Here is a 20012-nt window from a genome sequence, read left to right as displayed (position 1 = left end):
AACAATTCTTGGTAGGCTGGACTGTGGAATATTCATACTGGACATGTTTGCAAATTTACGGATTCCCTATGGGCAAAAATAGCTGCGAGATAGGTTTTTTAGTATCTTTAAAACCGACTAACAAAACTATAACTTAATGAAAAAACTACTGATCTTCTACATTGGGGCAATTTTACTTACCTCCACCTCTTCTGCTCAAGAAAATAGAGATGACGTCTTAAAAAAATTAAACGAGCAAGCCTCTAAATATGGAAATATCGCACAACAGATTTGGAATCTGGCGGAAATGGGATATTTGGAAGATAAGAGTTCAGCCCTTTTACAAAAAACACTTTCTGATGAGGGTTTTTCCATAAATAAAGGCGTTGCCGGAATTCCCACCGCTTTTATTGCTGAATATGGATCAGGATATCCTGTCATTGCTATTTTGGGAGAATACGATGCTCTTCCGGGCTTATCCCAACAAGCAGTACCTGAAAAGAAATCAGCAGGTAAGGCCGCCGGTCATGCCTGCGGGCATCACCTTTTTGGAACTGCTTCTACCGCAGCCGCTATTGCCGTAAAAAACTGGATGAAGAAAAACAAAACCAAGGGAACCATTCGTTTTTATGGCTGCCCAGCCGAAGAGGGTGGTTCAGGAAAAGTTTACATGGTTCGTGAAGGTCTGTTCAATGATGTGGATATTGCTCTCCATTGGCATCCTAGCGCACAAAATGCAGCAAGTGCCGGGGCAGCACTTGCCAATAAATCTGCCAAATTTCGGTTTTATGGAACTTCTGCCCATGCAGCGGGAGCCCCTGAACGCGGTCGCTCGGCATTAGATGGTGTTGAGGCCATGAATAATATGGTAAACATGATGCGTGAACATATTCCACAGGAAGCACGAATTCATTATGTAATCACCGATGGAGGAAAAGCTCCCAATGTAGTTCCCAATTTTGCCGAGGTCTATTACTATGCCAGACATAACAAAAGGGATGTGGTCATTGACATTTTTGATCGTATGGTAAAAGCAGCTGAAGGAGCTGCCCTGGGAACAGGAACCACCATGGATTATGAAATGATTGGAGGAACCCATGAACTATTACCAAATCTTACCTTACAAAAATTAATGCATGATAATCTATCCAAAGTGGGAGGAATAACTTACACGGATGAAGAAATGACATTTTCGGAAAAAATTTCCAGAAGTTTAGGCTATGAAACCTTAGATGTAAAAAGAGCATCAGATGTTCAACCTTATAAAGAGGAGGCAAGAGCATACGGATCCACAGATGTTGGCGATGTAAGCTTTGCTGTCCCTACTGTGGGCATGGGTGCTGCCACTTGGGTTCCTGGAACACCCGCCCATAGTTGGCAAGCCGTTTCAGCTGGGGGTACCTCTATTGGCAATAAAGGAATGATGGTGGCCGCAAAAGCATTGTCACTCACGGCGATAGATCTTTTTGAAAACCTAAAAACCATCGAGAAAGCCAAAGCGGAACTAGAGGAAAGAAGGGGAAAGGATTTTAAATACATTCCCTTGCTTGGAGATAGACCTCCAGCTCTGGATTACAGAAAATAATCATAAAAATAGATTTACCTGTAACAAAATGTGTTTTGAGGGTACTTATATAGCAAACTTACCAACCTGAGTGAATAAAGAACTGGAACATCGTTTTGTAACGGAGCTTGAGAACAATCAGAATATTGTTCATAAAGTGTGTAGCCTCTATACCAATGATCGGGATTCCCACAATGACCTGTTCCAAGAAATCACAATTCAATTATGGAAAGCATATCCAAAATTTAGGGGCGATGCCAAATTCAGTACTTGGATGTATCGTGTGGCACTAAATACTGCCATAACCCTTTACAGGAAATCAAAAAAAAGAATACAGACCCAAGACTATGATTCGGTAATTTTTAAAATTAAGACCGACGAATATGATGATACCCAAGAAAGGCAACTGAAATTGATGTACAATGCGGTTAAGCAATTGGGAGATATTGATAAAGCCTTGGTTTTTCTATATTTAGAAGACAAAGATTATTCAGAAATATCCGAAACACTGGGTATAACAGAGGTAAATGCAAGGGTAAAGATGAATAGAGTAAAAAATAAATTAAGAACCATATTAAATCCTTAGATTATGGTGGATGAACTGGAACTCTTAAAAAAAGACTGGCAGAAAAAGGAAGCACATCTTCCAAAACTGTCCTATGATGATATATATAAGATGATTTGGAAAAAATCATCTTCCATAGTCAAATGGATATTCTATATCAGTATAATTGAGTTTGTTTTTTGGGCTGGAATAAATATAATATTCAGCGACCCCGAATCTATGCAAGAACTCAAGGCAATGCACATCTATAATGCCATGATGGTGCTCAATTTTGTCAACTATGGGGTTATCCTGTATTTTATTTATCAATTTTATACCAATTATAAGAAAATCTCTTTCACAGATTCTTCCAAAAAATTGATGAAAACCATACTTGATGTGAAAAAGACGGTTACCCATTATGTATGGTTCAATCTTATCATTTTTACCATCACAATGGTCATTAGTATCTACGGAGTCTTAATATATGGCCAGGAAGGAAAGCAAATTGTGGAAGCTGCGCTTCAGGATAGCAACGAAGTAACTTTTTGGGTGATGGTCGCAATTGTCTCCATAATTTTCACGGCAGTTTTACTCTTGTTAATTTGGCTTTTTTACAAACTGCTCTATGGAATTCTTCTAAAAAGGCTCAAAGAAAACTATAATGAATTAAAAAAATTGGAAGTCTAATCTCCTTTATAGCTATACCTCCTTTTTTGATGCTCGGCTTCGTAGGCCGCCAACTCATCTTTGGAAATTACCTTTAAGAACGAGGGATGTTGTTCAATGGCATATTCCAATTTCTCAATGATAGCATCAATGGATTCATTTTCATAATCAATTTCCAAGGGTGGCTTAATTTGCATGGATTGCAATATTCCCTTCTTTTTTACACGCAATCCCTTTTTATCAAAAGAACGTCTAAAACCATCAATGACAACTGGGACAACAACTGGTTTGTATCTTTTAATAATATGGGCGGTTCCTTTTCTTAAAGGTTTCCATGGTGTTGTTGTTCCCTGGGGAAAGGTAATCACCCATCCATCATCCAAGGCCATTGCAATGTTACTGATATCACTGAACTTCACCTGTCTGTTTACATCCTTGCCATCTGCCCTCCATGTACGTTCAATACTGATTGAACCGGCATACGCAAGTATTTTTGCCAACAAACTTTGTTTCATGGTTTCCTTGGCAGCTACGTAATAGATATTCAACTTAGGGTTCCATAAGTATCCCAAGTTTTTGATATTATCGTCCCTTCCCTTTAAACTAGCATTAAAAACATGGAACATGGCTACCACATCAGCAAAATAAGTTTGATGATTACTCACAAAAAGAACGTTGGATTCAGGAAGGTCGCGAATAATTTGTGACCCTTCAATCTCCAAAGTATTAAATCCTTTATAGCGTTGATGGGTAATTGACCCGGCAACTCGAATCAGCCAACGCTTTAAAAACAAAATATGTCCAAAAGGATTTTCCTTAAACAGCCCCATATAGTATCAGTTGTGGGCTAATTTACAAAATAGCGGTCAAAGCACTTGTTCCAAAAGTTCTTTGATTTCGCTCATCATCATTGCTGTTGCGCCCCAAACCACATAATCATTTAATTTATAAGCAGGTACATTAATATTTTGAGCGTATGAAGTAGTTAAATTTTCTTCAATTAAATTTGAATTGTCCATAAAATCTCTCAAATACACCTCAACCAGGGCCTCGACCTCACTTTCTTGAATCAGAAAAGGTTCAGGGTTGTTATAAATTCCAATAAAAGGTTTTACCATAAAATTGCTTGGTGGAATATATACTTCACTTAACTCTTTTAGAACCTCAACGGAATCTGGAGACACTCCCACTTCTTCATGAGTTTCTCGTAAAGCAGTATCCAAAAGACCTACATCCTGCGGTTCAACCTTTCCACCTGGAAATCCAATTTGATTGGAGTGTACTCCATTATAAGTTTTCCTAAGAATCAGCAACAGGCGAGTCTCAAGTTCCAAATCTGGATAAAACAGTGCCATCACCCCAGCCTTCTTGGGATTCATCCTTTTGATCTCATTAGATTTCAGCCATTGCAGTCGCATAGCTGGTGACATTTTTTGATGAGAATCCTCACCGGGTAGTGGTAGATTTTTTATTTTTAAAACCTGTTGATAAAATTCCTTAAAATCCATGTTGTTGAAACAAGCTGCTTTTACTACAAGTATACTATTATTTTTTCTGGTCTCTTGCGGAGAATCTCCCAAAAAAAAGAATCCAAAAGTTGAAGAGTCCGTTACAAAAACCGATTCAATTCCAAAAGAAGGGGAAGTCATCAAGAAAGAAAAAGAAGATGCTTTTGTGCTCAACGAAGAAAATGCCATCGATTTCTTTTTTAGCTACTCGAAAGAAGAGAAAGCAAACAAGGTAAAACTCACCACCAGCATGGGAAGTTTTACTATTCAGCTTTACGACAATGTACCTTACCACAGGGCAAATTTTATTTACCTGGCCAGAAAAGGCTATTTTGACAATACCCAATTCCATAGGGTTGTAAAAGATTTTATCATTCAGGGTGGAAATTCAGATGACCGAGAGACTTCAAAGAAACGTAGACTTATAGGCCGTTATTTACTACCTCCTGATGCAAAGAAAGGACACAAGCATCATAGAGGAACCATTTCGATGCCTAGTAGCGAGCGGAACAATCCCCACAAATTGGCTTCTCCATATGAATTTTTTATTGTGGTCACTAAACCCGGCTCTTACCATTTGGATGGTTCTTACACCCCATTTGGAAAAGTGATTCAAGGCATGGATGTAGTGGACGCTATTAACAATGTTCCTGTAGGTGACGGCGATTGGCCTTGGCAAAATGTATATATTTTAAAAGCAGAAGTGCTCTGATCAGGTTTCTTTTTTGTAGATATTCGGAAGACGGATATCGAACTTAACAGCTAAAATCCTTAAAGTAATTACCAAAATTATGGCAGCCATATAAGCATACCCTTCGGGTACAGGCACCATTACAAAAAGAAAATAACTGAAACCTCCTACAATACATGCCGTGGCATAAATCTCTTTTCTGAATATGACCGGAATCTCATTACAAAGAATATCTCGGGTCACGCCCCCAAAACTGGCAGTCATGGTTCCCAATGCCACACACATTACCGGAGAGAGTCCAGCCTGAACTCCTTTCTCCACTCCTACCATAGTATACAATCCAATACCAATAGTATCAAACAAAAACAAGGATTTTCTAAGGTATTTAAGTTGATTGACAAATAGTATTCCAAAAACAACGGTGATAAAAATAGTGGTAACATAGGTTAGGTCGCGCATCCATACCACCGGAGTATTGCCAATGAGCAGGTCGCGCAAAGTGCCACCTCCAATAGCGGTCACAAAGGCAATAATCAATACTCCAAACAAGTCCAGTCGTTTTTCCATGGCAACAAGAACCCCTGAAAGAGCAAAAGCAACAGTTCCCAAAATATCTATGGTTTGATAAAACATAATTACATTTTTTGGGTGTAGTAATTGTAGTCCTTTAAAATGGTATCCAAAAATTGGACATCATACAACTTGGATTTTGTATTAAGAATACTTTCCACTTTCACCCTTAAAGCTGTCAGGGTTTTATAATCATTGCTTCTCTTGGCAATTAAGAAAGTATCTTTTATCAATCTCACGTCCTTATCGCTTAACAAGGTAACATTAGTGAACTGTGGCACATATTCTTCCTTGATCTCTTCTAGAATGGTATGCGAAACTTTGGTTTTGTTCTTGGTACTTATCACTACGGTTCCAGCGGCTGCATCACCTACACGTTGCCTTTTCTCCGTGAAAATTATAGACAATATTCCAATAGAACCCAAAAATATCCAGATATCCACAAGGCGTAACATCCATCTCACCAAATAATTGCTCCAATGCACTGGGGTACCGTCCAACCGGACCACTCGCATTTTCAGGAGCATTTTCCCTACAGTTCGTCCATTAAAAATACTGTGCATCAAAAGGGAATAAAACATGGCCGGTAAAAAGATAAGAGCAGCGAGCCCCCTCTGGGTCCATGTATCTTCATAAATGTAACCAAAGGCATCAACAATAATATTGACCAGAAAAGCGTACATATATAATATGAGTCCATCAATCAAAAAAGCCACAATTCTTTCCCCAATACTCACAATTTTATAATCTAGATTAACATTTTGCGTTGTATTGATTTGGAGGTTACCCATATAACAGTAATTTTAGCTTAACGAATCTTTTTTTATGCGCGAGGCCGCCTTTGTGAAACAAAATAAAGAAAAATGGATTGCTTTTGAAAAAGCACTTTCCTTAGGCTCCAATACCGACCCAGATGTCTTGGTTGATGGTTACATTCAACTTACAAATGATTTGGCCTACGCACAAACGTATTACGATCAAAGTAAAACTTTATTGTATTTGAATTCCTTGGCTTCCCAAGCACATCAAAAAATATATAAGAATAAAAAAGAATCCGGAAATCGAATCGTTAATTTCTGGGTTCATGAATTTCCACTTTTTTTTGGGCAACACCAACGTACTCTTGGGATTGCTTTCCTTATTTTTCTGATAGCTTCAGCTATTGGTTGTATTTCGGCACTTAACGATTCCTCCTTTGTACGTCTTATATTGGGAGATGCTTATGTAAACGAAACTTTGAGCAATATTGCAAAGGGAGAACCTACGGCCATCTATAAAAGTGGAAGTGAAATAGGTACATTTTTGGGTATTACCATCAATAATATACGCGTGGCCTTTTTAGCATTTGCCTTTGGAGTTATCACCAGTATAGGAACTGCATATATTCTTTTTAGCAATGGGGTAATGTTAGGTGCATTTATTACATTTTTTTATACCAAAGGCGTATTTTTTGAGGCCAACAGACAGATTTGGCTTCACGGAACCATAGAAATCTCTGTTATTATTGTTGCAGGCTGTGCCGGGCTTATTATGGGGAATAGTATTTTATTTCCCAAGACCTTCTCACGTCGCGTTTCATTTATGAAGGGTGCTAAAGATGGTCTTAAAGTTGTAGTAAGCACCATTCCCTTTTTCATTATTGCAGGTTTCATCGAAGGTTTCATCACCAGATACGCCAATATGCCCAACTGGTTGGCATTTGCCATCATTGGAGGGTCTTTATTTTTAATTGTGTTTTATTACATTATATACCCAATCTTAGTAAACCGATCATCATATGAAAGACAAATACATTGAACTAAGAATAAATCGTGATTTTAGCGATATTCTAACCACTTATTTTGATTTTTTAAAACAGAATATAAAAAAGTTCACCAATGTTTTTTTAAGCTATAATGGTGTATTCTTAATAGGCTTGCTCATCACCAGTTATTTATTGGTCTCAGGGTTTGTTGGACTCATTGCTGCAGAAGGAAATATGTTTGGAACAGGGTTGGAGCAAACTAATGACGATACTTACTGGGTCTATATTATAGCAGGAGGAATTTTGTTTTTTATCATCCTTATTTTGGTAGGAGGTCTTAACTTTAGTCTTAGTTCTTCTTATTTGGTAAAATATGATGAGCATAAAGGAATGGTCTTCGATAAAAAAGAAGTGTGGGAACTCACAAAAAGTAGATTTGGCAACATACTGGTATTCATCTTATTGTTGATTCCAATTTATTTGGTGTTCATGATTGTGGCATTCATATGTGCCCTTATTCCATTGTTGGGCATGTTTGCCCAATACATTCTTCAATTTTTTCTAGCTGCGTGGGTCGGGGTTTCCTTTTTCAGTATGATGAGTGAAAACAAAGGAGTAACAGATGCTTTTGGTGAAGGCTGGAACCTGGTCAGTAAAAACTTTTGGAAATCAATTGGTGTAAATTTTATTCTTGGCCTGCTGAACGGACTTTTGTTTTTTATAATTATGTTAATTCCCATGATAATAGTGGGAATATATACTTTCCATGTGGTGCAAAATAGTGTGGATGTTGGTAGCTCTATAGTATCTACCATAGTTTATACTTTAGGGCTTTGCTTGCTGTTAATTTTAATGGTCTATGCCCAGTGTCTTTCACAGTTCGTCAATGGGATTCTCTTTTATGCATTACATGAGAAAACCTATAACATCAACACAAGAAGTAAAATTGAGCAAATAGGACAATCCAACTAGTGGCAAAACGTAGCATCACTTTAGTTTTTCTTTTGTGCATATCCACTCTGTTTGGTCAAAATGACTCCATCCCTGTACCTATTGACCAAGAATCTATACTCCATGAGCGAAGTATAGATGAGGATTTGAGCAAAAAATACACTGGGGAGGAGTTCAACTATGATGTAAAAACCGGGGAATCCCAAAATTTATTGGCAAGATTCATTAAATGGCTTTTGGAAGGAATTGGCAATGCTGTTGGCATAGATATTTCACCGGAAACATTGTTGATTTTGGAATATCTTATATATGGTTTAATGGGCCTTTTGGTCATTTTTATTCTGATTAGAGTGTTCGTCAATGAAAAATTCAATGCCATCTTCACTAAAAAGGCCAAACCCCTTGTGGACATTAATCTGTCAGAGCAACATATTGAGAGCGTGGATTTGGATTCGTTGATGGACACTGCTCTTAAAAACAAAGACTATAGGCTTGCGGTGCGATATCAGTTCCTGAAAATCCTCAAATTGCTGTCTCAAAAAGAAATCATTGAATGGCACTTTGAAAAAACCAATTCGGACTACGAAAAAGAGATTGGGGAAGTCAAATTACAAACCGAGTTTCGGAAAGCGTCATACCTCTATGAATATATTTGGTATGGGGAACAGTATATTGACGAAATGGGATATACCAAAACAGCTTCTCGCTTTGCAATGTTAAACAGTTTAATTAGGTAGTAACCATGGACAAGCGATCTAAAGTAGTCATTGCAATTTTCTCCCTTGTGGTTCTTGGCATCATCATTACCGAAATTGTACGTCCAAAACCTATTAATTGGAGACAATCGTACACCGCTGTGGATAAAATTCCCTTTGGCTGTTATATACTGTATAACGAACTACCCTCCTTGTTTGGCAATAGTGAGATCAAAACAGTTGAAAAAAGTGTCTACGATATTTTGATAGCCAATGATGCTCCCGTAGGTTCCAATTATATTTTTATCAACGACTATGTAGACCTGGACCAACAGGAGACCAATCAAATGTTGGATTATGTAGATTCAGGGAACACTATTTTTATAGCCTCAACTGGTTTTGGTGGACATTTATCAGATACCTTGAATATTGAAATTGCATCTGATTATAGTGTACAAGAAGGAAGCAGCATATTGAATTTGACCCATAAAAAATTTGATGATAGTGAATTTGAACTAACTCGGGGCAGCTTTAATTCACACTTTATAAGTGTAGATTCCACAAACACTACCGTTTTAGGGCATATTACATATACCAAAGACAATTTTATTGATGATAAACCCGCTGAAAAAATCACAAGACCCAATTTTATAAAGACCAGGTTTGGAGATGGCTACTTCATTCTAAATACTACACCAATAGCCTATTCCAACTTTTATATGCTTAAAGGAAACCAAGATTATGTAGCTCGCACGTTTTCTTATTTGGAGGATAAGGACATTCTTTATTGGGACAATTATAAAAAAGCTGGGCGAATTGTTATAAACTCACCAATGCGGTTTGTTTTAAACCAAGAAGCGCTCAAGTGGGTTTATTACCTCACCATGTTAGGACTCATACTTTTCGTTCTTTTTAAAGCAAAACGCGAACAACGGATAATTCCTGTAATAGAGCCCTTAAAAAATTCCTCGGTGGAATTTGCGCAGGCTGTTGGGTCTCTTTATCATCAGAATAAAGATTTCACGGATTTGGTCCATAAAAAAATGAACTATTTCCTGGCCTATATCAGAAATCGATACCATGTAGATACCGGTCAGCTAAACGAAAGAACCTTTCAAGTGCTGGCCGCCAAGGCAGGCAAGGGAATAAAGGAAACGAAAGAGCTGATGGAATATATCATCCATCTTAAAAACAAGAATACACATACCGAGCAAGAAAGTATTGAGCTCAATAAAAAAATAACCGCATTTAAGCAGTAACAAATGGAAGAAAAAGAACCACAAGAAGACGCATTACAGTTTAACCAGAGGATTGATCTTACCAAACTACAAGAAGCCGTTTCCCAAATAAAATCAGAATTGGGAAAGGTAATTATAGGTCAACAGGATATGGTAGAGCTATTGATTATTTCAATTTTGGCCAACGGACATTCATTGATTGAGGGAGTTCCTGGAGTTGCTAAAACGGTGACCGCCAAATTGCTGGCAAAAACCATGAATGTGGATTTTAGCCGTATCCAGTTTACGCCGGATCTTATGCCAAGCGATATTTTGGGAACTTCAATATTCAATGTAAAGACTTCAGAATTTGAATTCAAAAAGGGACCCTTGTTTTCAAATATTATTTTGATTGATGAAATCAATCGTGCACCAGCGAAAACACAGGCTGCCTTATTTGAAGCCATGGCGGAACGACAAATTACCATGGATGGTACCGAATACGATATGGAACCTCCTTTTTTGGTTTTTGCAACTCAAAACCCTGTTGAACAAGAAGGTACTTACCGACTTCCTGAAGCGCAATTGGACCGTTTTCTCTTTAAGATTAACGTGCAATACCCAAGTTTAGAAGAAGAAATTCAAATTTTGGAAAGCAAGCATGAACAGAAAAACACCGAAGTAGAGGATTTAATCAAGGCTGTATTGTCAGCCAAACAAATTGCAGAGTATCAAAACACCATCAAGGAAATCATTGTTGAACAGAACTTGCTAAAATACATTGCTGCCATTGTGGACAATACCCGTAGCAATGCCAATCTTTATCTTGGAGCATCTCCACGGGCTTCCATTGCCATAATGGATGCCTCAAAGGCATTGGCAGCCATAAATGGTCGGGATTTTATCACTCCTGATGATATTAAAAAAGTGGCCGGCCCCATATTGGGGCATAGAATCATCTTGACCCCAGAACGGGAAATGGAAGGACTCACTGCTAATCAAGTTGTGAAACAGATTGTGGAAAGCATTGAAATACCCAGATAAAACCGACACTTGAAAAGATTATTCAAACATATCTATTTACAAAAGCGCTTTTTTATTGCGCTTACTACAATTATTGTGGCCTTTTTGATATCGTATATATTCAAAGATATCTATGGTGCCGTAAAAGTGCTTTTTTATGTTTTTATCTTCTTTTTTACCGTTGATTTTTTATTATTGTTCGCTTCCAAAGGTAATTTGACGGGGCGTAGGATTCTGCCGGACAAACTGTCCAATGGAGATGAAAACCCTATCCAGTTAGAAATTACAAATACCTATTTATTCCAAACTGACATCAAAATAATTGATGAGATACCTTTTCAATTTCAGAAAAGGGATTTTGGACTTAAAAGCAAGATTGTAAGTGGTGGTACTAAAAAGTATGATTATCAACTTAGACCCACCGAACGTGGTGTATATTCATTTGGGAGCTTAAATACATTTGCAGCCTCACCAATTGGATTTCTTTCCAGAAAATATACATTTGACCAATTCCAGGAAGTCCCTGTATATCCATCTTTTCTGCAACTTCAAAAATATGACCTGATTGCTTTCACCAATCGACTTCATGAGTACGGGCTTAAAAAAATAAGGCGAATTGGACATACTATGGAGTTTGAACAGATCAAAGAGTATGTTCAAGGGGACGATATCCGAAATATCAACTGGAAAGCTACGGCCAAAAAAAACCAGTTGATGGTCAATCAGTATCAGGATGAAAAATCCCAGCCTGTGTATTCGGTCATTGACAAGGGAAGGGTAATGAAAATGCCTTTTAATGAACTAAGTCTTTTAGACTACGCAATTAATGCGACCTTGGTCATTAGCAATATTGCTATAAAGAAGCATGATAAGGCTGGAATGTTCTCTTTTAGTGACAAAATTGAGAACCGGGTGGTAGCGGAGCGCCGAAGTTCTCAAATGAACCTCATTTTGGAAACTCTTTATAATCTGGAAACCAATTTTATTGAAAGCGATTATAGCAGACTTTATATTGATGTTAAACGAAATCTGAATCAAAGAAGCCTTTTATTGTTGTACACCAATTTTGAAACATTGGATGCGCTGCACCGGCAACTCCCCTATCTTCAAGCCATTGCAAAACAACATTTATTGGTGGTCATCTTTTTTGAAAATACCGAACTGAACAAGTTTGCCAGTAAAAATGCGGAAACGGTCCATCAAATCTTTGAGCAGACCATTGCGGAAAAGTTCATCTATGAAAAAAAGCTTGTTGTGAATGAGCTTCGTAAACATGGCATTCAAACCATATTGACCAAACCTGAAAGTTTGACCATTAACACCATCAATAAATACCTAGAAATTAAAGCTAGGGGTCTCCTCTGAATAATAAACCTATTCTGAAAGTAAGCTAGAAAAACCTAAAGAATTGAAATTGGGAAGTTCTGTACTAATTACAAATGCTTTATTCGCTTCCATATCTATTTTAAAAATATCCCTATTGAAGCGTTGTGTGGTCAGGCTCCCCATAGGTCTTCTTTTGTTGCGCTTCTTAGAAAAAATTTCAATGGATACACCAACGGTAATACCACCCAAAACTGTAGCGGCCAAATCATCATTGTCCCATCCATTTTCTCTTTGACCGGAGTCAACTGCTTCTTTAGCAACACCAATTAAAGCACTTCCAGCAACAGACCCTATAAAAGTCCATGTTCTATTGCCATCCGAAGCTTGTTTGGCTATTCCCGCACCAACTAAACCAAAGAGGTTACCGCCCAAAAAGTGAAGGGCTTTATCGCGTTCTATCTGTCCATAGGAATTCAGGACGAACATAAAAAGGACTAATGTGGGGATTAGTGTTCTCATCGCGCAGTAAAAGTAAAGAAATTTAACTAACTAGATATTCTAAAGGTTTCCAGCTCTCTTTTTTGCCAGTTCAAATTCGGTGATTAAATCATTTGTAATTTCCTTAGCAGGTTTTATTTCATGAATTAGACCAGAAACCTGTCCAATCTCCAATTCTCCTTCTTCTAGATTTCCCTCAAACATACCTCGTTTTGCTCTCGCCCTTCCCAGAAGATTTTTCAAATCCTCAACAGTAGCACCTTGGGCATAGGCGTTTTGCACATTTTGATAGAACTTATTTTTGAGCAACCGAACCGGAGCCAATTCTTTTAAAGTCAATTGGGTATCTCCTTCTTTGGCCAAAACAATTTGTTCTTTGAACAAATCATGCGAAGAACCCTCAATACTTGCTGCAAATCTACTACCCACTTGCACACCATCCGCACCTAAAACCATGGCAGCCAGCATAGCACTTCCAGTTGCAATGCCTCCTGCAGCAATCAAGGGAATATCTATTTTTTCTTTTACCGAAGGAATCAGAACCATAGTTGTAGTCTCATCCCTGCCATTATGGCCACCGGCTTCAAACCCTTCCGCAACTATAGCATCTACACCAGCATCCTGAGCTTTAAGGGCAAATTTGACACTACTGACCACATGAACAACAGTAATCCCGTTCTCTTGCAAAAAATTGGTCCATGTTTTAGGGTTTCCCGCAGATGTAAACACAATTTTAATCCCATTGCGGACAATAATATCCATCAACTCTTCAATATTTGGATATAGCATTGGAATGTTAACCCCAAAAGGTTTATCAGTGGCTTTCTTGCATTTATCAATGTGTTCCTGAAGAACATCAGGGTACATACTACCTGCCCCCAATAAACCAAGTCCACCAGCGTTGGAAACTGCTGATGCCAATCGCCACCCACTCGTCCAAATCATGCCTCCCTGCACAATGGGATGTTTTATATCAAAAAGTTGCGTGATTCTATTCTTACCCATATTATGAAATTACCCCCGAGCCGATTAATTCATCATTCAGGTACCAGGCTACAAATTGACCTTCGGTTATTGCGGATTGTTTTTCCTTAAAGTCCACGTAGAGTCCATTATCTGTTTTATATAAAATTGCAGATTGTAAGGGTTGTCTATATCTGATTCTGGCCACCACCACCATGGTTTCATCTACTTTTAAAGCTAAATCCCTTCTCACCCAATGGAGTTCATCTTCCTTTACAAAAAGTGTATTCCTCAACAAACCTGGGTGCGATTTTCCTTGGCCGGTGTAGATGACATTTTCAATTACATCTGTCTCTATTACAAACAGTGGTTCTTTAGTTCCGCCTACATTCAACCCTTTACGTTGACCAATTGTAAAATAATGAGCACCTTGGTGCTCTCCCACCACTTTACCATCCGCTAAAGAGTATTTGGGTTTCTCAGCTTGAAAAGCCAATTCAGCAACCTTGTTTTTAAAATTAGGAGTTGAAACAGAGAAATGTTCTGCCTCACTCGGTACCTCAACAATAACACCTTTCTTAGGTTTTAGCTTCTGTTGTAAAAATTCTGGTAGATGAACTTTTCCAATGAAACACAATCCTTGTGAATCTTTTTTATCCGCAGTGATAAGGTCATTGTCTGCCGCAATCTTTCTTACTTCTGATTTTTGAAGATCACCTATGGGAAATAAAGTTTTTGCCAGTTGTTCCTGAGAAAGCTGACATAAAAAATAGGACTGATCTTTATTAGGATCCTTACCGGATAACAACTGATATATTTCCGAACCATCCTCATTTAAAATAGTCCCCTTTCTACAATAATGTCCAGTGGCGACATAATCGGCTCCCAGCTGAAGAGCAATTTTTAGAAAAACATCAAACTTTATCTCTCTATTGCATAAAACATCCGGATTAGGTGTTCTACCCCTTTCATATTCATTGAACATATAATCCACAATGCGTTCTTTGTACTCTTCGCTCAAATCAACTGTTTGAAATGGGATTCCTAGCTTTTCTGCAACTATGAGCGCATCATTGCTATCTTCTACCCAAGGACATTCTTCAGATATGATTACAGAATCATCATGCCAATTCTTCATAAACAAGCCAATGACATCATAGCCTTGCTCTTTTAACAAATAAGCAGCAACGCTTGAGTCAACACCTCCAGAAAGTCCAATAACTACCTTTTTCATCTATTACATTGAATATGCAAAAATACAAAATGACCTTGTGAATACCATTTCATAAATAGACTCTCATCTTTTATCAAAAAATAAATCCAATTCAAGTATCACTTTACCAAATCTATATGTTCAGTTACAATTCACTATTATTTTGTTATATATTTTAATTTAAATATTAAACATTAAAATATTATCCTAATTACTAAATCCAGAATATATATTATAAAACACTACACGCAAAATATTTAACCTATTGATATATATAACTTTATATACTTTATTGTATTTTTTGTTAAAGTTTTCATAAAAAACAATAAACAAAAGATATTTATTTTGTTTAATATTATCTTTCTAACATTAAACAATTAGGATAATCTAAAAACAATCTCATGAAAGCACTAGTTAAACTATCCCAAATTCCTTTTTTATGCCTACTTCTGATTCTTACTTCTTGTTCCAATGATGACGGAACAGTTGAACCTCCTCAAAAAATTGATAATATTGTGGAAACCGCACAATCTACTGCAGATTTAAGCAGCTTGGTAAGTGCCTTGCAAAAAGCCGATGAAAGCGCCGATAATGATTTAATTAGTGCTTTAAGCGGAGATGGGCCTTTCACGGTCTTTGCGCCTACCAATGCTGCCTTTGCAGATTTACTTGCTCAACTGGACGGTTATGATTCCTTGGATGATTTTAACACCCAAGAGCTTCAAAATTTGTTGGCAACTATTCTTACCTACCATGTAATTCCAGGTGTAGGCGCTCTGTCTACAGATTTATCTGACGGACAAACCCTGACAACACTTCAAGGAAGTACTTTGGAAGTTTCCACCCAAGGTGGGGTATTTATTGGTGATGCAACAACTTCCAACTCCGAAGTAACTGCAGCAAATGTTGAAACCTCCAACGGTATAGTACATATCATTAATAAGGTATTGCTACCTCAGTCCATACTAGATACACTAGCTGACATCATTTTGGTTCCCATTACAGATTTGGCTATTGGCAATGAAAATCTTCAGAATCTGGTTGCAGCTCTTACTGCTGCCAATGGAGATTTGCCTACCGTATTGCGTGGAACCGGACCTTTTACCGTTTTAGCTCCAACCGATGAAGCATTTACAACTTTTCTTGATGGCGCTGAATTAGGAGATATCCCTGTTGACGTATTAACCAATGTATTGTTGAACCACGTTATTGATGGAGCTTTGTTCAAATCTGACTTGGATGGACTTGGTTCTGGATATACCAAAACTATGGCAACCGGAGCAGAAGATAAAAACATAAGTATCTTCTTCGATACTTCCGACGGAGTTAAGTTTAATGGGGCATCTTCGGTTGCAACGCCAGATGTAAAAGCATTAAACGGGGTAGTTCATGTTGTAGATGCTGTTATTGACCTCCCCAACATCGTAGATCATGCCTTGGCCAATCCAAACCTTACTTCTTTGGTTGGTGCCCTTACCCAAGGTGGAAACATGACCTTCACCGATTTACTTTCAGATGAGGAGGAAAGCTTTACCGTATTTGCACCGGTTAACACCGCTTTTGACGCTTTCACAAATCCAAATTCAAATGATTTGAACGCTATTCTATCAAATCATGTGGTAGTGGGTGCCGCAGCTTTCTCTTCTGGATTGACTAATTCTTATGTAACAACTGCAGCAGAATTTGATACTGATGAAAACTTGAGTTTGTACATTAATACTGACGACGGTGTCAAGTTAAATGGAACAAGCACAGTGGCCATTGCAGATATTGTAGCCACCAATGGGGTCATTCATGCTGTTGATGCTGTTATTGATTTGCCAACTGTTGTAACCTTTGCAACTGCAGATCCTAACTTTTCTACTTTGGTACAGGCACTAACGGAACTTACACCAAGTACGGATTTTGTTTCAGTATTATCTGCACAGGATGGAAATGGCGATGATCCCTTTACAGTTTTTGCACCCACCAATGCTGCCTTTGATGCACTTACCGCCATCCCAGCAGAAGCAGATTTAATTCCAATACTGCAGCATCATGTAGTTGCTGGGGCAAATATCCGCTCCGGAGATCTTACTGCCAATGGAGATACGGTTACACCTGCCACATTGGAAGGAGACACCTTTACCATTACATTACCAGGCACAAATGAGAACATTGCCGACGTAACGGATGGAGCTGGTAATATGGGAATTGGAATTGATGCCGTTGACGTTCAAGCCATAAATGGTGTCATCCATGTCTTGGATAAAGTATTGCTTCCAGATACCACAAACTAGAAAATAGAAAGGGGCCATCTATGCATGGCCTCTTTTCATCCCACTAATTTCATAACTATTTAAACACTATTAAAATGAAAAATTTACTACAATTTAGGACCTATCTCCTAATGCTGCTTTTTGCAACATTTTTAGTTAGTTCTTGTGACAAAGATGACGAGCAATCCGTTTATGACGGAGTGGAAGATTCCAAAACCATTGTTGAAACTGCCCAAGAAACGGATGACTTAAGTTCATTGGTCTCAGCTCTGGCCAAAGCAGATGAAAATGAAGATTCTGACCTTATTGGAACATTGAATGGAAATGGGGCTTTCACTGTTTTTGCTCCAACCAACGAAGCATTTACAGATCTTTTAGAAAATCTGGATGGTTTTGGTTCATTAGATGACTTTGATACTGATGAGGAAAGAGCACTTTTAGCAACAATTCTTCAGTACCATGTAGTTGCCGGTGTAGCAGCAGCCTCTGGAGACCTTTCAGATGGACAAACCATCACTACGGTTCAAGGTGAAGATCTAACTATTAATTTGAATAATGGGGTTTTTATTGATGATGCCACAGATAATGATGCTGAAGTGGTTCTTCCAAATGTATCCGCATCCAACGGTATAGTACATGTGATTAACAAGGTTTTGCTTCCACAAGCTATTATTGATGCCCTCAACACTACTGGAACCCTAGTCGATATTGTAGTTGGTACCGAAGCATTGTCTTCTTTGGAAGCTGCCGTTATTAAAGCAGATTTAGTGGACACCTTAAATGGTGAAGGGCCATTCACAGTGTTTGCACCTACTTATGATGCCTTTGAAGCCTTGTTAATGGCACTTGGTGATGACTATATGAGTTTAGACGATTTTGATACCCCTGATGAGATTGAATTATTAAAGAACATTTTATTGTATCATGTAGTACCAGCTAAAGTGCTTGAAGCAGATTTAGCAGCTGGGGACGTAGCAACAGCATTTCCGGAAAACTCTTTGTCGGTTATTGATGAAGATGGAACTTTCGTTATCGGAGATGCTTCGGATTCCAATGCAAGCATAACCGGCACAGATATTTTGGCTTCAAATGGAGTTGCCCACACTATAAACAAAGTATTGCTACCCCAAGCAGCTGTAGACTTCGTAGCCTCTTTGCAACTCAAGAATATTGTAGAAATTGCCATTGAAACTGATGACCTAAGCCTATTGGTCGAAGCATTGCAAGCCGCCAATGCCGGACTTGTGGAAACTTTAAGTGGTGATGGGCCGTTTACCGTTTTTGCACCAACCAATGAGGCATTTGGGGCATTGTTAGATGCCTTGGGAGATGATTACAACAGTCTTTCAGATTTTGACACTCAAGAAGAAATAGATCTATTGGTAGCCATTCTAACTTACCATGTGGTTCCCGATATTGCTGCTTTTTCCACAGATCTATCTGATGGTCAGCATATTTTAACCGTACAGGGAGATAACCTCGGAATTAGTTTAAAGGATGATTACGTTCATGTCGTGGATGCTTCTGACGAGAATGCCAAAGTGGTTCTTCCAAATGTTAAAGCAAGTAATGGAGTAGTTCATGTAATAAACAAAGTTTTATTACCTCAAGTTGCCATAGATTTTGTCGCTTCTCTGCAATTGAAGAACATCGTTGAGATTGCAATTGAAACCAATGACCTCAGTCTGTTGGTTAAAGCATTGCAAACTGCCAATGCCGGACTTGTGGAAACTTTAAGTGGCGATGGTCCGTTTACCGTTTTTGCACCAACGAATCAAGCTTTCAAAGATTTATTGGATTTTCTTGGTTTCCATGGTCTTAGTGATTTTGATACAGATGAAGAAATAGCAATCCTTGTCAAAGTACTCACCTATCATGTGGTTTCTGGTACAGCTGCTTTCTCTACTGATCTTTATGATGGTCAGCATATCACTACCGTGCAAGGGGGAAATGTAGGTGTCAATATAAAAAATGGAACCGTTCACATTACTGATGCAACAGACAAAAATGCCACAGTTGTGCTTCCAAATGTGGAAGCAAGCAATGGAGTAGTACATGTAATCAATAAAGTCCTTCTACCACAAGAAGTTTTGGATATTCTGTTCCCTCCTACTCCCAATATTGTTGAATTGGCACAATCCGTAGATGATTTGAGCCTGTTGGTGAATGCCTTGATTCAAGCAGATGCCGGTTTAGTAGAGGTGTTGAGTGGAGATGGTCCTTTTACAGTATTTGCCCCGACCAACAAAGCGTTTACAGACCTTTTACATGCATTGGGTGATGAATACAACAGCTTAGATGATTTTGATACTGAAGCTGAAAAAGAACTCCTCTCTAAAATTCTCGCCTATCACGTAGTATCCGGTTCTGCGGTCGCTTCATCAGATATCCATAACCATCAGGAATTTCATACGGTTCAGGGAGAATCTCTATTTGCAATTATTAACCATGGAATATTCATCAGGGATAAGACCCATGTGGATGCCAAAGTGAAAGGACCAGATAATGAGGCAAGTAATGGCATAGTACATGTCATCAATAAAGTACTCTTGCCTCAGGAAGTTTTGGATGCACTTCACTAATTTGGAAAAGTTTTGGC

General features: G+C 38.3%; 19 protein-coding genes. 12 read left to right on the top strand and 7 right to left on the bottom strand.

The features are described from left to right. The first annotated feature begins 136 nt into the window (after positions 1-136). The 3 genes from CRO15_RS05990 (at position 137) to CRO15_RS05980 (ending at position 2777) form a co-directional block, all read left to right on the top strand. Positions 137-1564, top strand: coding sequence for an amidohydrolase (locus CRO15_RS05990; protein ID WP_097044914.1), 1428 nt, complete (start codon positions 137-139; stop codon positions 1562-1564). 70 nt (positions 1565-1634) lie between these two features. Beyond that, positions 1635-2129 carry an RNA polymerase sigma factor gene (locus tag CRO15_RS05985; protein ID WP_097044913.1) on the top strand — a complete coding sequence of 165 codons (495 nt, stop codon included), beginning with the start codon at positions 1635-1637 and terminating at the stop codon, positions 2127-2129. 3 nt (positions 2130-2132) lie between these two features. Continuing rightward, a complete protein-coding gene (locus CRO15_RS05980; protein ID WP_097044912.1) occupies positions 2133-2777 on the top strand; it encodes a hypothetical protein in 645 nt (214 codons plus the stop codon). Here CRO15_RS05980 and CRO15_RS05975 read toward each other — a convergent pair. Together CRO15_RS05975 and CRO15_RS05970 are read right to left on the bottom strand one after the other, a co-directional pair. Next, the gene (locus CRO15_RS05975) at positions 2774-3586 is read right to left on the bottom strand and encodes a lysophospholipid acyltransferase family protein (RefSeq protein ID WP_097044911.1); all 813 of its coding nucleotides are present in this window, start codon (positions 3584-3586) and stop codon (positions 2774-2776) included. The two genes, CRO15_RS05980 and CRO15_RS05975, sit on opposite strands and share 4 nt — an antisense overlap. Before the next feature lie 36 nt (positions 3587-3622). Then, positions 3623-4264, bottom strand: coding sequence for an NUDIX hydrolase (locus CRO15_RS05970; RefSeq protein ID WP_097044910.1), 642 nt, complete (start codon positions 4262-4264; stop codon positions 3623-3625). Here CRO15_RS05970 and CRO15_RS05965 point away from each other — a divergent pair. Beyond that, positions 4263-4976: a peptidylprolyl isomerase gene (locus CRO15_RS05965; protein ID WP_097044909.1), complete on the top strand. Its 714-nt coding sequence runs from the start codon at positions 4263-4265 to the stop codon at positions 4974-4976. The genes CRO15_RS05970 and CRO15_RS05965 overlap by 2 nt on opposite strands. Here the strand turns inward: CRO15_RS05965 and CRO15_RS05960 are convergent, their stop codons facing one another. Then, positions 4977-5588: a trimeric intracellular cation channel family protein gene (locus CRO15_RS05960; protein ID WP_097044908.1), complete on the bottom strand. Its 612-nt coding sequence runs from the start codon at positions 5586-5588 to the stop codon at positions 4977-4979. It lies immediately after the preceding gene. A 2-nt stretch (positions 5589-5590) separates the two neighbouring features. Further along, on the bottom strand, positions 5591-6316 hold the full coding sequence (locus tag CRO15_RS05955; RefSeq protein WP_097044907.1) for an RDD family protein: 726 nt from the start codon (positions 6314-6316) through the stop codon (positions 5591-5593). Between the two features lie 34 nt (positions 6317-6350). Here CRO15_RS05955 and CRO15_RS05950 point away from each other — a divergent pair, with 34 nt between their 5' ends. Genes CRO15_RS05950 through CRO15_RS05925 form a run of 6 tightly spaced genes read left to right on the top strand, consistent with a single transcriptional unit; the run spans position 6351 to position 12520 of the window. Next, positions 6351-7322: a stage II sporulation protein M gene (locus CRO15_RS05950; RefSeq protein ID WP_097044906.1), complete on the top strand. Its 972-nt coding sequence runs from the start codon at positions 6351-6353 to the stop codon at positions 7320-7322. After that, on the top strand, positions 7303-8241 hold the full coding sequence (locus CRO15_RS05945) for a hypothetical protein (protein WP_097044905.1): 939 nt from the start codon (positions 7303-7305) through the stop codon (positions 8239-8241). The genes CRO15_RS05950 and CRO15_RS05945 overlap by 20 nt, the downstream gene beginning before the upstream one ends. Then, positions 8241-8957, top strand: a complete 717-nt coding sequence (locus CRO15_RS05940; protein ID WP_097044904.1) for a hypothetical protein — start codon at positions 8241-8243, stop codon at positions 8955-8957. The genes CRO15_RS05945 and CRO15_RS05940 overlap by 1 nt, the downstream gene beginning before the upstream one ends. Positions 8958-8962: 5 nt before the next feature. Continuing rightward, the gene (locus tag CRO15_RS05935; protein ID WP_097044903.1) at positions 8963-10174 is read left to right on the top strand and encodes a DUF4350 domain-containing protein; all 1212 of its coding nucleotides are present in this window, start codon (positions 8963-8965) and stop codon (positions 10172-10174) included. A 3-nt stretch (positions 10175-10177) separates the two neighbouring features. After that, positions 10178-11176 (top strand): AAA family ATPase, encoded by a 999-nt coding sequence (locus tag CRO15_RS05930; RefSeq protein WP_097044902.1) that lies wholly within the window; start codon positions 10178-10180, stop codon positions 11174-11176. A gap of 9 nt (positions 11177-11185) precedes the next feature. Next, the gene (locus CRO15_RS05925; protein ID WP_097044901.1) at positions 11186-12520 is read left to right on the top strand and encodes a DUF58 domain-containing protein; all 1335 of its coding nucleotides are present in this window, start codon (positions 11186-11188) and stop codon (positions 12518-12520) included. Positions 12521-12529: 9 nt separating this feature from the next. Here the strand turns inward: CRO15_RS05925 and CRO15_RS05920 are convergent, their stop codons facing one another. Genes CRO15_RS05920 through mnmA form a run of 3 tightly spaced genes read right to left on the bottom strand, consistent with a single transcriptional unit; the run spans position 12530 to position 15176 of the window. After that, positions 12530-13000 (bottom strand): YfiM family lipoprotein, encoded by a 471-nt coding sequence (locus tag CRO15_RS05920; RefSeq protein WP_133067216.1) that lies wholly within the window; start codon positions 12998-13000, stop codon positions 12530-12532. 39 nt (positions 13001-13039) lie between these two features. Next, positions 13040-13984 (bottom strand): NAD(P)H-dependent flavin oxidoreductase, encoded by a 945-nt coding sequence (locus tag CRO15_RS05915; RefSeq protein WP_097044899.1) that lies wholly within the window; start codon positions 13982-13984, stop codon positions 13040-13042. A 1-nt stretch (position 13985) separates the two neighbouring features. Continuing rightward, positions 13986-15176, bottom strand: a complete 1191-nt coding sequence (gene mnmA, locus CRO15_RS05910) for a tRNA 2-thiouridine(34) synthase MnmA (protein ID WP_097044898.1) — start codon at positions 15174-15176, stop codon at positions 13986-13988. Positions 15177-15556: 380 nt separating this feature from the next. On the opposite strand from mnmA, the gene CRO15_RS05905 reads away from it, so the two are divergent. Further along, positions 15557-17434, top strand: a complete 1878-nt coding sequence (locus tag CRO15_RS05905; RefSeq protein WP_097044897.1) for a fasciclin domain-containing protein — start codon at positions 15557-15559, stop codon at positions 17432-17434. Positions 17435-17508: 74 nt separating this feature from the next. Further along, positions 17509-19995 carry a fasciclin domain-containing protein gene (locus CRO15_RS05900; protein ID WP_097044896.1) on the top strand — a complete coding sequence of 829 codons (2487 nt, stop codon included), beginning with the start codon at positions 17509-17511 and terminating at the stop codon, positions 19993-19995. The last annotated feature ends 17 nt before the right edge of the window (positions 19996-20012 follow it).

Origin of the sequence: Flagellimonas pacifica (assembly GCF_900215465.1) — a bacterium.
In the GTDB taxonomy this organism is placed as follows: Bacteria; Bacteroidota; Bacteroidia; order Flavobacteriales; family Flavobacteriaceae; genus Flagellimonas; species Flagellimonas pacifica.
Note: the sequence above shows the minus strand (reverse complement) of the source record. Positions and strands in the feature narration are given on the sequence as shown.

Bases quoted from the DNA above. Each gene is read 5' to 3' on its own strand.
- CRO15_RS05950 (WP_097044906.1), top strand. From the start codon at position 6,351: ATGCGCGAGGCCGCCTTTGTGAAACAAAATAAAGAAAAATGGATTGCT.
- CRO15_RS05965 (WP_097044909.1), top strand. From the start codon at position 4,263: ATGTTGTTGAAACAAGCTGCTTTTACTACAAGTATACTATTATTTTTT.
- CRO15_RS05930 (WP_097044902.1), top strand. From the start codon at position 10,178: ATGGAAGAAAAAGAACCACAAGAAGACGCATTACAGTTTAACCAGAGG.
- CRO15_RS05905 (WP_097044897.1), top strand. From the start codon at position 15,557: ATGAAAGCACTAGTTAAACTATCCCAAATTCCTTTTTTATGCCTACTT.
- CRO15_RS05970 (WP_097044910.1), bottom strand. From the start codon at position 4,264: ATGGATTTTAAGGAATTTTATCAACAGGTTTTAAAAATAAAAAATCTA.
- CRO15_RS05935 (WP_097044903.1), top strand. From the start codon at position 8,963: ATGGACAAGCGATCTAAAGTAGTCATTGCAATTTTCTCCCTTGTGGTT.
- CRO15_RS05975 (WP_097044911.1), bottom strand. From the start codon at position 3,586: ATGGGGCTGTTTAAGGAAAATCCTTTTGGACATATTTTGTTTTTAAAG.
- CRO15_RS05990 (WP_097044914.1), top strand. From the start codon at position 137: ATGAAAAAACTACTGATCTTCTACATTGGGGCAATTTTACTTACCTCC.
- CRO15_RS05920 (WP_133067216.1), bottom strand. From the start codon at position 13,000: ATGAGAACACTAATCCCCACATTAGTCCTTTTTATGTTCGTCCTGAAT.
- mnmA (WP_097044898.1), bottom strand. From the start codon at position 15,176: ATGAAAAAGGTAGTTATTGGACTTTCTGGAGGTGTTGACTCAAGCGTT.
- CRO15_RS05900 (WP_097044896.1), top strand. From the start codon at position 17,509: ATGAAAAATTTACTACAATTTAGGACCTATCTCCTAATGCTGCTTTTT.
- CRO15_RS05980 (WP_097044912.1), top strand. From the start codon at position 2,133: ATGGTGGATGAACTGGAACTCTTAAAAAAAGACTGGCAGAAAAAGGAA.
- CRO15_RS05915 (WP_097044899.1), bottom strand. From the start codon at position 13,984: ATGGGTAAGAATAGAATCACGCAACTTTTTGATATAAAACATCCCATT.
- CRO15_RS05955 (WP_097044907.1), bottom strand. From the start codon at position 6,316: ATGGGTAACCTCCAAATCAATACAACGCAAAATGTTAATCTAGATTAT.
- CRO15_RS05945 (WP_097044905.1), top strand. From the start codon at position 7,303: ATGAAAGACAAATACATTGAACTAAGAATAAATCGTGATTTTAGCGAT.
- CRO15_RS05960 (WP_097044908.1), bottom strand. From the start codon at position 5,588: ATGTTTTATCAAACCATAGATATTTTGGGAACTGTTGCTTTTGCTCTT.